This is a genomic window from Kitasatospora sp. NPDC048286, from assembly GCF_043201735.1.
In the GTDB taxonomy this organism is placed as follows: domain Bacteria; phylum Actinomycetota; class Actinomycetes; order Streptomycetales; family Streptomycetaceae; genus Kitasatospora.
The window spans coordinates 16,715-26,809 of the sequence record NZ_JBICZE010000016.1 but is presented as its reverse complement, the minus strand read 5'-3'; the positions used below and the strand labels follow the sequence as shown (position 1 = coordinate 26,809).

General features: G+C 75.2%; 10 protein-coding genes. 5 read left to right on the top strand and 5 right to left on the bottom strand.

What is annotated here, in order from left to right; all coding sequences use genetic code 11:
* Window positions 1-29 precede the first annotated feature (29 nt).
* A complete protein-coding gene (locus ACGF13_RS32185) occupies window positions 30-233 on the top strand; it encodes an MbtH family protein (RefSeq protein WP_392881993.1) in 204 nt (67 codons plus the stop codon).
* An 89-nt stretch (window positions 234-322) separates the two neighbouring features.
* On the top strand, window positions 323-832 hold the full coding sequence (locus tag ACGF13_RS32180; protein WP_359830103.1) for a GNAT family N-acetyltransferase: 510 nt from the start codon (window positions 323-325) through the stop codon (window positions 830-832).
* 213 nt (window positions 833-1,045) lie between these two features.
* On the opposite strand, the gene ACGF13_RS32175 is transcribed toward ACGF13_RS32180, so the two are convergent.
* The 5 genes from ACGF13_RS32175 to ACGF13_RS32155 are packed head-to-tail and all read right to left on the bottom strand — an operon-like array spanning window position 1,046 to window position 6,497.
* Entirely contained in the window at window positions 1,046-2,080 is a 1,035-nt protein-coding gene (locus ACGF13_RS32175; protein WP_392881990.1) for an ABC transporter ATP-binding protein, read from the bottom strand.
* Window positions 2,077-3,099 carry an ABC transporter ATP-binding protein gene (locus tag ACGF13_RS32170; protein WP_392881988.1) on the bottom strand — a complete coding sequence of 341 codons (1,023 nt, stop codon included), beginning with the start codon at window positions 3,097-3,099 and terminating at the stop codon, window positions 2,077-2,079. The genes ACGF13_RS32175 and ACGF13_RS32170 overlap by 4 nt, the downstream gene beginning before the upstream one ends.
* Window positions 3,096-3,992, bottom strand: a complete 897-nt coding sequence (locus ACGF13_RS32165) for an ABC transporter permease (RefSeq protein ID WP_392881986.1) — start codon at window positions 3,990-3,992, stop codon at window positions 3,096-3,098. Before ACGF13_RS32165 ends, ACGF13_RS32170 begins: the two co-directional genes overlap by 4 nt.
* Window positions 3,979-4,947 (bottom strand): ABC transporter permease, encoded by a 969-nt coding sequence (locus ACGF13_RS32160; protein WP_392881984.1) that lies wholly within the window; start codon window positions 4,945-4,947, stop codon window positions 3,979-3,981. The genes ACGF13_RS32165 and ACGF13_RS32160 overlap by 14 nt, the downstream gene beginning before the upstream one ends.
* On the bottom strand, window positions 4,944-6,497 hold the full coding sequence (locus ACGF13_RS32155) for an ABC transporter substrate-binding protein (protein WP_392881983.1): 1,554 nt from the start codon (window positions 6,495-6,497) through the stop codon (window positions 4,944-4,946). The genes ACGF13_RS32160 and ACGF13_RS32155 overlap by 4 nt, the downstream gene beginning before the upstream one ends.
* Window positions 6,498-6,747: 250 nt before the next feature.
* Between ACGF13_RS32155 and ACGF13_RS32150 the strand changes: the two genes are divergently transcribed.
* The 3 genes from ACGF13_RS32150 (at window position 6,748) to ACGF13_RS32140 (ending at window position 10,088) form a co-directional block, all read left to right on the top strand.
* Window positions 6,748-7,347, top strand: coding sequence for a TetR family transcriptional regulator (locus ACGF13_RS32150; RefSeq protein ID WP_392881981.1), 600 nt, complete (start codon window positions 6,748-6,750; stop codon window positions 7,345-7,347).
* Between the two features lie 186 nt (window positions 7,348-7,533).
* Window positions 7,534-8,319 carry a tyrosine-protein phosphatase gene (locus ACGF13_RS32145; protein WP_392881978.1) on the top strand — a complete coding sequence of 262 codons (786 nt, stop codon included), beginning with the start codon at window positions 7,534-7,536 and terminating at the stop codon, window positions 8,317-8,319.
* On the top strand, window positions 8,313-10,088 hold the full coding sequence (locus ACGF13_RS32140) for a glycoside hydrolase family 3 protein (protein ID WP_392881976.1): 1,776 nt from the start codon (window positions 8,313-8,315) through the stop codon (window positions 10,086-10,088). The genes ACGF13_RS32145 and ACGF13_RS32140 overlap by 7 nt, the downstream gene beginning before the upstream one ends.
* Window positions 10,089-10,095 lie beyond the last annotated feature (7 nt).

Below are 10,095 nucleotides of genomic sequence, written 5' to 3'. Positions count from 1 at the left end.
ACCGACCGACGATGACGAAGGAGCCCGACATGGACGAGAACACCCGCTACCAGGTGCTGCGCAACGACGAGGAGCAGTACTCCCTCTGGCCCGCCGACCTCGACGTACCGGCCGGCTGGCAGCCCGTCGGCACCGAGGGCACCGAGGCCGAGTGCACCGCGTACGTCGACGAGGTGTGGACCGACATGCGCCCCAGGAGCCTGCGCGAGCGCATGGAGAACGCCGGAGCCTGACCGGCCCCCGGTCCCCGGTCGGGGGCGGGGCCCGCCGGCCCCGCCCCGGCCGCCGCACCACCGAACCACCACGACCCGAGGAGAGCACCGTGACCCCTCCGCTGCGCACCGAGCACCTGGAGTTCATCCCCTACCGGACCGAGGACGAGGACGCCTTCGTCTCCCTGCTGCGCGACGCGGACGTGTGCCGCTGGATGGGCCAGGACCTCGTGCCCGAGCCGGACATCCGCACGCTGTTCCGCGCGATCCTGAGCGACGTCTACCCGCAGAACCTCTTCGACGTCTGGGGCCTCTGGGTGGACGGCGCGTACGCGGGCCACGCCGAGGTCAAGCGCGCCGGGAACGTCGACGGCCACGAGCTGGTCACCGCGCTGGCCCCGGCGTTCTGGGGCCGGGGCCTGGGCGGCGAGGTGGTCCGCGGCCTGATCCGCTACGCCGGTGAGGAGCTGGGGCTCAAGGAGGTCTACGGCATGGTCGGCGCCGAGAACACCCCGAGCCTGACGATGTGCCACCGGCTCGGCTTCCGGCACCTGCGCGACGTGGTCGGGGACGACGGCTCGGTGACCAAGCTGGTGGCCATCTCCACCGACCAGGCCTGATCCGGGCCCGAACGGTGGGGCGGGCTGAGCGAGGACGAGCGCCGCGCCCTGTTCACGAGCGACCCGCTTCCGTCCGGCGTCTGACCGGCGAGGATCCGCCCGACACGTGGGGCCCCGGCCGTCCGGCCGGGGCCCCACGGGCTTGCGGTGCACGCACCTCGACGCCGCGCCCTGGTCCGGCGAGGTCCGCAGGACGCGCCCCTGGCGCGGCGGTCAGGCCGCGGGAGCGGCGTCGATCAGCGGGCGGTGGCAGGCCACCGTGCGGCCGGGGGCCAGCTGCCGTAGGGCGGGTTCCTCGGTGGCGCAGCGGGAGTCGGCGAGGGGGCAGCGGGTGCGGAAGCGGCAGCCGCTGGGTGGGGCGAGCGGGGAGGGCGGGTCGGCGGGCAGCAGGCCGGTGTCGCGCAGCGGGCGGCCGGGTTCGGGGACGGCGGCGAGCAGCGCCGCGGTGTACGGGTGGGCGGGGGCGGCGAGGACGGCCTCGGTGGGGCCGCGCTCGCAGACGCGGCCGAGCTGGAGCACGGCGACCTCGTCGCTGACCGCGCGGACCACGCCGAGGTCGTGGGAGATGAAGAGGCCGGCGAGCCCGCGTTCCTCGGTGAGCCCGCGCAGCAGGTTGAGCACGGTGGCCTGGGCCGAGACGTCGAGGGCGGAGACCGCCTCGTCGGCGATCAGGACGCGCGGTCCGGCGGCCAGTGCCCGGGCGATGGCGACCCGTTGGGCCTGTCCGCCGGAGAGCTGATGGGGCCGCCGGTCGCCGAACAGGGCGGGCGGCAGGCCGACGGCCTCCAGCTGCCGGGCGACGGCCTCCTCGCGGTCGCGGGTGCCCCCGTGGGCCGGGTCGGGGTGGGCGTCGAGGGGTTCGGCGACGAGGTCGCGGACCCGGCGGCGCGGGTTGAGGGAGGAGAGCGGGTCCTGGAAGACCATCTGGAGCCGGGGTCGGACGGCCCGCAGGGCGCGCGGGGAGAGCGTGGCGAGGTCGGTGCCGTCGAGGGTGACGGTGCCGGTGGTGGGCGGGGGCAGCCGCAGCAGGGCCTTGGCGATGCTGCTCTTGCCGGAGCCGGACTCGCCGACCAGGGCGAGGGTGCGGCGCGGGTACAGCGCGAGGTCGACGCCGCTGACGGCGTGCAGCGGGCCGGAGCGGGTGCGGTGGACGACGCTGAGGCCGGTGGCCTCCAGGACGGCCTTCGCGGGGGCCGCCGTCTCGGGGCCGGTACCGACGGGCCCGGTGCGGTCGGGGGCGGTGGTCATGCCGCGGACTCCAGTTCCTCGGGAGCGGTGGTGTCGGCCTCGCCGAGCGGGAAGTGGCAGTCGGCGGTGTGGCCGTCGGCCGCGGTGTGCACCGGGGGCCGGGTCGCGGTGCACAGCTCCGTCGCCCGCTCGCAGCGCGGGGCGAAGGGGCAGCCGGGGACGGGCCGGGTGAGGTCGGGCGGCGAGCCGGGGATGGCGGGCAGGGTGCGGCGCAGCGGGCCGGTGACCCGGGGGACGGAGCGCAGCAGTGCCGCGGTGTAGGGGTGCAGGGGGTGCCGGGTGACGGCCTCGGTGGGGCCGGTCTCGACGATCCGGCCGCCGTACATGACGGCGATGCGGCGGGCCCGCCCGTACAGCAGGCCGATGTCGTGGGTGATCAGCAGGGTGGCGAGGCCGCGGCTGACCCGGTGGTGGTCGAGCAGGTCGAGGACGGTGCGCTGGACGGTGACGTCGAGGGCGGTGGTGGGTTCGTCGGCGAGCAGCAGGGCGGGTTCGCCGGCCAGGGCGGCGGCGATGCCGACCCGCTGGCGCAGACCGCCGGAGAGCTCGTGCGGGTGGGCGCGGGCCCGCCGGGCGGGGTCGGGGACGTCCACGGCGGCGAGCAGCTCGGCGGCTGTGCGCAGCCGTTCGCGCCGGGAGAGGCGGCGCCGGTTGGTGATCGACTCGGTGACCTGCTCGGCGATCCGGACCACCGGGTTGAGCGAGGTCATCGGGTCCTGGTGGACCATGGCGATGCCGGTGCCGAGCAGTGCGGCGCGGCGGGCGGGGGTGGCGGCGAGCAGGTCCTCGCCGTTCAGCCGGACCTCGCCGGTGGCGACGGCCCGGGTGGTGCGCGACTCGACGCCGAGGACGGTGCGGGCGAGCACGGACTTGCCGGAGCCGGACTCGCCGACCACGCCGAGGCACTCGCCGGCCGCGATGGTGAGGCCGACGCCGTGCAGGACGTGCAGGGAGCGGCCGTCGGGGGTGTGCAGGACGGTGTCCAGCGAGCGGACGTCGAGGACGGGGGCGGAGGTCATCCGCGCGCTCCCTTCGCAGCGGCGGGGCCACCCGAACGCAGGTGCTCCCCGAGGTAGTTGAGGGCGAGGACGGTCAGGCAGAGCACCGCCGCGGGCGCCAGCGAGATCCACGGCGCGCTGCCGAGGGTGGTGCGGCCCTCGGCGATGATGCCGCCCCAGGAGGGCTCCGGCGGGCGCAGCCCGAAGCCGAGGAAGCTGAGCGAGCCCTCGGCGACGATGGCGACGGTGGTGGCGGTGAAGGCGAAGGTGAGTGCGGCCGGCACGACGTGCGGGACGATCTCGCGGCGCAGGATGCGCAGCGGGGCGGTGCCGATCATCCGGGCGGCCTGGACGAAGCCGCGCTCGCTGAGCGAGAGCACCACGGCCCGTACCACCCGGGTGAAGTGGGGGACGGTGAACAGCCCGATGAGCGTGCCGATCACGGTGAGGCTCGGGCCGCGCATCGAGACCACGATCATCACCAGGATCAGGCTGGGGACGGACATCAGCAGGTCGGTCCCGAAGCCGATCGTCTTGTCGACCGGGCCGCGGAACCAGCCGGCGGCGAGGCCGAGGGTGCCGCCGCCGAGCAGGCCGACCAGGATGGTCAGGGCGGCGACGGTGAAGGAGGCGCGGGCGCCGGCGACGGTGCGCTGCAGGATGTCCCGTCCGGAGCCGTCGGTGCCCAGCCAGTGGTCGGGGCCGGGGGCGGCGGCGGGGTGGGCGAAGTCGCCGTGCAGCGGGTCGAAGCCGGGCAGCAGCGGCAGCAGCAGGACGGCGAGGGCGACGACGGCCAGCCAGGCCGCGGCGGCGAGCACGCCGGCGGGCGGCCGGCGCCGGGCGGCGCGGGTGGCGGCGGCCGCGGGCTCGGCGGACTCGGCGGGTGCGGCGGTCACGGTCTCAGCGGTGCTCATGGGCGATCCTCGGGTCGATCGTGCGGTACAGCAGGTCGACCGCGAGGGTGGCCGCGACCACGCCGAGGGCGCTGACCACCACCACGGCCTGGACGACCGGGAAGTCCCGGCCGGCGATGGCCCCGGCGGCCAGGCTGCCGACGCCGGGGACGGCGAACAGCGACTCGACCAGCACCGAGCCGCCCAGCGAGGTCCCGATGCCGATTCCGACCAGCGTCACCAGCGGCAGGCTGGACGGCCGCAGGGCGCGGCGCAGCAGCAGCCGGGTGGTGCCCATGCCGCGGCTGCGGGCGGCGGCGATGTACGGCTGGTCGAGGGTGTCGATCAGCTGTCCGCGCAGGGTGCGGGTGAACACGGCGGCCTCGGTGAGGCCGAGGGTGAGGGCGGGCAGGACGAGGTGGCGGAGGTTCTCCGCCGGGTCCTCGGTGAACGGGGTCCAGCCGGTGGCGGGCAGCACGCGCAGTTGGACGGCGGCGATCCAGATGAGCAGCAGGCCGAGGGCGAAGCCGGGGACGGCGAGCCAGCCGAAGGTGCCGGCGGTGGCGATCCGGTCGAAGGTGCCGCCGGGCCGCCAGGCGGAGAGCAGGGCGACGGGCACGGCCAGGCAGAGCGCCACCAGTTGGGCGGCGAGGAAGAGTTCGAGGGTGACGGGGATGCGGTCGGCGAGTTCGGTGGTGACGGCCGCTCCGGTGGACAGCGAGTGGCCGAGGTCGCCGTGCAGGGCGTCGCCGATCCACTGCCAGGTGGCGGCGAGCACGTTGCGGTCCAGGCCGAGTCCGGCCTCGTAGACGGAGATCTGCTCGGGGGTGGCGGTGGGGCCGAGGGCGGCGACGGCGGGCGAGCCGGGCATCAGGTGGGGCAGGGCGAGCGCGGCGACGGTGACGAGCAGCAGCACGGCCGCGGCGCGGCCGAGCCGTCCGCCGTACCGCAGGGCGGTCCGGGTGCCGGGGGTCATCGCTTCACCCACAGGGTGGCGGGGGAGACGCCGAGGACGGTGCGCTTGGACAGGTCGGGCAGTCCGCCGACCCTGGCGGCGCCGAGGTAACCGACGATGTTCTCGGTGAGGAAGGCCATCGGGGCCTCGTCGACGACCCGCTGGGCGGCCTGGCGGTAGGCGGCGGTGCGCTGGCCGGGGTCGGTGGAGGCGCGGCCCCCGGCGATCGCCTGCTCGGTCTCGGGGTCGGACCAACCCGCGAAGTTGTACGGCGAGTTCGCCAGGTAGAGGCTGCCGAGCGCGGTGTCGGTGTCGCCGAACATGCTGGTGACGAAGTCCATCACCTGGAACTTGCGCTGGAGCATCGCGGTGCCCAGGCTCGCCTGGTCGAGCGGTTTGACGGTCATCCTGATCCCGGCCTCGCCGAGCATCTGCTGGAGCACGGTGGCGCGCTGCTGGGCCTCGGGGCGGCTGTCGACGAGGTAGTCGAAGGCGAGGTCGGGGTGGCCGGCCTCGGCGAGCAGGGCGCGGGCCTTCGCCGGGTCGTGGGCCGGGTACGCGGCGGCCGTGCGGTACGGGGAGCGGGAGCCGATCGGGCCGTCGGAGACGGCGCCCTGGCCGAGGAAGACGACCTTCTCCAGGGCCTCGCGGTCGATCGCGAACTGCACGGCCCGGCGGACCCGGGCGTCGTCGAACGGCGCGGACCTGGTGTTGAAGACGACGGTGCTGGTGGAGCCGGGACCGGTGGCGGTGCGCAGCCCGTCGGCGGCGGCCTGCTTGAGCTGGCTGGGCGTCTCGGTCCAGATCAGGTCGGTGTCGCCGGAGCGCAGCGACTGGTAGCGGCTGTCGGTGTCGGGCAGCACCCGGTAGACGAGCTTGTCGGCGTGGCCCTTCGCCCCCCAGTACGCGGGGTTGCGGGTGAGGGTGACGGAGACTCCGGGCTGCACGCTCTCCACGGTGTACGGGCCGGAGCCGACGGCGGGGGAGTCGCCGGCCGGCGCCTCGGCGACGTAGCCGAGGGCGCGGGTGAACAGGTTGGGGAAGCTCGCGTCGGGCGCCTTGAGGGTGAAGGCGACGGTGGTCGGGCCGGTGACGGCGGTGGCGGCGATGGTGGCCGCGTCGAGGGCGCAGGAGCACTTGCTCTCCGGCTTGGCGAGCCGGGCGACGTGGTCGGCGACGGCCTGGGCGTCCAGCGGCTTGCCGTCGGCGAACCTCACGCCCTCGCGCAGTTCGAGGGTCCAGACCGTGGCGTTCGCGTCGGGGGTGAAGGACTTGGCGAGGTAGGGCTGGACGGTGCCGTTGTCGCCGTTGACCATCAGCGGGTCGAAGAGGGCGTTGGCGAGGACCATCATCGGCATCGAGGTCAGGGTGCCGTCGGCGGGGTCCAGCTTGGCGAACGGCCGGTCCAGGCCGATCTTGAGCGTGCCGCCGTCCACGGCCGGCCCGTCGCTCGCCGAGCCGGTGCTCCCGCCGCCGGTGCCGGACAGCGCGTCGTCGGAGGCGGAGCAGGCGGTGAGGGTGAGCGCGGCCGCGCAGGCCGCGGCTGCCAGGAGGTGGGTGTGCCGCTTCATGGTTCCTCGGTTCGGGGGAGTGGGCGGGGCGGGGTGTGGGGGCGGCCCGGGGGAGTGCGGCCGCCGACGACCGTCACCATTCCGGAAGTGGCAGTACTGCCAAAAGGCAGTTGTGCAAACTTCCGATGACGAAACCCGGAAGAGTCGGAGCCCGCCTTGAGCGCACCCGGTCGGACGTGATTCGGTACTGACAGCCGCCCTCCTCGGCGGCCCACCCACACCCAACTCACCGAACGGGGACGGAAGAACGATGCAGGGGACGGACACCGTGGCGGAGCCGGGCATGCGCGACCGCAAGAAGGCGCGCACCCGCGACAGCATCCGCACCGCGGCACTCGACCTCTTCGAGGAACAGGGCTACGAGCGCACCACCGTGGACCAGATCTGCCGCCGCGCCGACGTCGCCCACCGCACGTTCTTCCGCTACTACCCGGCCAAGGAGGCCCTGCTGTTCGGCTGGGACTTCGGCCAGACCCTGCTCGACGCCTTCGCCGTCGCCCCCGCCGAACTCCCGCTCTGGGCCGCGCTCGACCACGCGGTGACCACCACCGGCGGACGGCTGGAGGAGCCCGTCGAGCACACCGCCCGGCGCCGCAGCCTGCGCCGGGGCCTGCTCGACGTCCACTCCGTCCACAACTACGCCCTGGTCGTCATCGACGCGTTCATCGAACGCACCGTCACCATCGCCGCCGAGCGGCTCGGCGTCGACCGGGACACCGACCTGCGCCCCACCGCGCTCGGCGCGATGTTCGGCGGCATGGTGCGGCGGCACATCCTGGTCGGCCAGGAGAGCGGCACGCTGGCCGACTGGGTCAGGGCCTACCGGGACGTGCTCGCCGTCGCGGGCTGACCCGGCCCCACACCCCAGATCCCAGATCCCAGGCCCCAGACCCCCGACCTCCGTTCACCGTTCACCGGGCGATGCCGCCGGCCGCCCGGACGGCACCGCACGCCCTGCGCCACCCCCCCCCGCGCAGCGTCGCAGCCCCCCTCACAGACCCCCGCGCCACCCTTCGCACCTCCCGAAAGGCCCCGCATGTCCCTGGTCAACTTCCGCGACCCCGCCGCGCTCACCGACCCCGCGAGCCGGTGGATCCGCCCCGGAGCCCTGTTCCGCTCCGCCCAGCCCTTCCCCGCCGCCGACGCGGACACCGTCGCCCAGCTGCGCGAGCACGGCATCACCACCATCGTCGACCTCCGGGGCGAGGCCGAGAGCAGCCCCGAGGACTGGGCCGCCGCCGAGGCCGCCGGCATCGCCGTCGTCGCCGCCCGGATCGACCCCACCAACGACGAGCTGGAACGGGCCATGCGGGCCATGACCACCGCCGAGGACCTCGGCGCCTTCTACCTGCTGATGGCCGAGTCCGCGCCGCGCTCCCTCGCCGCCGCCGTCGAGGCCGCCGCCCGCCCGGGCGGCGCGCTGGTGCACTGCGCCGCCGGCAAGGACCGCACCGGGCTGCTCACCGCGCTGCTGCTGGAGCTGCTCGGGGTGCCCGCCGAGGAGATCGTCGCCGACTACGCCCGCACCAACGAGGCGCTCCGGCAGATCTGGGCCGGCCTCGCCGACCGCAACCGCGCCGCCCTCAACGAGGTCGAGGCCGGCCGGCTGACCGTCCCCGCCCCGCTGCTGGAGGCCCCCGCCGGGGCGATGAGCAGCTTCCTCGACCTGGTTCGCACCCGGCACGGCGGCGCCGCCCGCCTCCTGACGGCCTGCGGGGTCACCACCGAGACCCTGGACGCGTTCCGCGCCAAGGCCGCCGCCGCCCGTACCACCGCCGGTACCGCCGCCGCCTCGGACACCGCCGGGGTGACGGCATGCTGACCCTGCTGCGCCACACCGACGGCACCCCGTTCCGCGACCTCAACCACAACGGCACCATGGAGCCCTACGAGGACCCGCGGCTGCCCGTCGAGGACCGGGTCGAGGACCTCCTCGGCCGCATGACCGTGGCGGAGAAGGCCGCCCTGATGCTGCACGGCCGGATGCTCCCCGGGGAGCACCCGCCGTTCCCCTCCAACGCCCACCTGATCGCCGAGCACGGCCTCACCCACTTCGCCATGATGGCCGTCCCCGACCCGCGGGCGATGGCCGAGTGGAACAACCACGTCCAGGACCTCGCCGCGGCCGCCCGGCTGGGCATCCCGGTCACCCTCTCCTCCGACCCCCGGCACGGCTTCACCGCCAACCCGGCCACCGCCCACACCGGCGGCGGCTTCAGCACCGGCCCCGAGCCGATCGGTCTCGCCGCCACCGACGACACCGAACTGGTGCGCCGCTACGCCGACCTGATCCGCCGCGAGCTGTGCGCCGTCGGCATCCGGGTCGCCATCCACCCGATGGCCGACCTCGCCACCGAGCCCCGCTGGGCCCGGATCAGCGGCACCTTCGGGGAGGACCCGGAGCGCGCCTCGCGCATGATCACCGCGTACGTCGAGGGCCTCCAGGGCGAGCGGATCGGCCCGGACAGCGTCGCCTGCATGACCAAGCACTTCCCCGGCGGCGGCCCGCAGGCCGGCGGCGAGGACTCGCACTTCGCGGCCGGGCGCCGACTCGTCTACCCCGGCGGCGAGTTCGAGACCCACCTGCGGCCCTTCGAGGCGGCCTTCGCGGCCGGCACCGCGCAGATCATGCCCGCCTACGCGATCCCCTCCGGCAGCGGCCTCACCGAGGTCGGCGCCAACTTCAACCGGGACGTCATCACCGGCCTGCTGCGCGGGCGTTACGGCTTCGACGGCGTGGTCTGCACCGACTTCAACGCCATCACCGGCATGGACGTCCCCGGCGTGGTCACCCTGCCCCCGCGGCACTGGGGCGTCGAGGAGCTGTCCGTCGCCGAGCAGGTCGTGCTCACCCTGGACGCCGGCGCCGACCAGCTCGGCGGCGAGACGGACCCGGAGCTGATCCTGGCCGCCGTCCGCTCCGGCGCCGTCACCGAGGCCCGGCTCGACGAGTCGGTCCGCCGCATCCTGCGCGACAAGTTCCGCCTCGGCCTCTTCGACGACCCGTACGTGGACCCGGACGCCGCCGCCGAACTGGTCGGCGCCCCGGAGGGCCGGGCGCTCGGCCGTGAGGTCCAGCGCCGCTCCGTGGTCCACCTGGCCGGCGCGCCGCGCCCCGCCGAGCGGCTGTACGTCGAGGGCGTCGACCCGGCCGTCGCCGGCCGCTACGGCACCCTCGTCGAGCACCCGGAGCAGGCCGATCTGGCCGTCGTCCGTCTCGCCACCCCGTACGAGCGGCGCGAGGGCATGCTGGAGCAGCACTTCCACAGCGGCTCGCTGGAGTTCGAGCCGGCCGAGGTCGAGCGGCTCACCGCGCTGGCCGCCACCGTCCCCACGGTCTTCGCCGCCCAGCTGGAGCGGCCCGCCGTGCTCACCCCGCTCGCCCCGCACGCGGCCCTGCTGATCGGGGATTTCGGCGCCGCGGACGAGGTCGTCCTGGACGCCGCGCTCGGCCGCGCCCCGATGACCGCGACTCTCCCGTTCGACCTGCCCACCTCCGACGCCGCCGTCGAGGCCGCCCGCGAGGACGTCCCCTTCGACACCCGTGACCCGCTCTTCCGCTGCGGCCACCGCGCCACCGACGGAGGCTGAGCCACCC

What these genes read in the sequence shown, in the direction of transcription:
- ACGF13_RS32185 (WP_392881993.1), top strand. Translation starts at nt 30, where the DNA reads ATGGACGAGAACACCCGCTACCAGGTGCTGCGCAACGACGAGGAGCAG.
- ACGF13_RS32175 (WP_392881990.1), bottom strand. Translation starts at nt 2,080, where the DNA reads ATGACCACCGCCCCCGACCGCACCGGGCCCGTCGGTACCGGCCCCGAG.
- ACGF13_RS32170 (WP_392881988.1), bottom strand. Translation starts at nt 3,099, where the DNA reads ATGACCTCCGCCCCCGTCCTCGACGTCCGCTCGCTGGACACCGTCCTG.
- ACGF13_RS32165 (WP_392881986.1), bottom strand. Translation starts at nt 3,992, where the DNA reads ATGAGCACCGCTGAGACCGTGACCGCCGCACCCGCCGAGTCCGCCGAG.
- ACGF13_RS32160 (WP_392881984.1), bottom strand. Translation starts at nt 4,947, where the DNA reads ATGACCCCCGGCACCCGGACCGCCCTGCGGTACGGCGGACGGCTCGGC.
- ACGF13_RS32155 (WP_392881983.1), bottom strand. Translation starts at nt 6,497, where the DNA reads ATGAAGCGGCACACCCACCTCCTGGCAGCCGCGGCCTGCGCGGCCGCG.
- ACGF13_RS32150 (WP_392881981.1), top strand. Translation starts at nt 6,748, where the DNA reads ATGCAGGGGACGGACACCGTGGCGGAGCCGGGCATGCGCGACCGCAAG.
- ACGF13_RS32145 (WP_392881978.1), top strand. Translation starts at nt 7,534, where the DNA reads ATGTCCCTGGTCAACTTCCGCGACCCCGCCGCGCTCACCGACCCCGCG.
- ACGF13_RS32140 (WP_392881976.1), top strand. Translation starts at nt 8,313, where the DNA reads ATGCTGACCCTGCTGCGCCACACCGACGGCACCCCGTTCCGCGACCTC.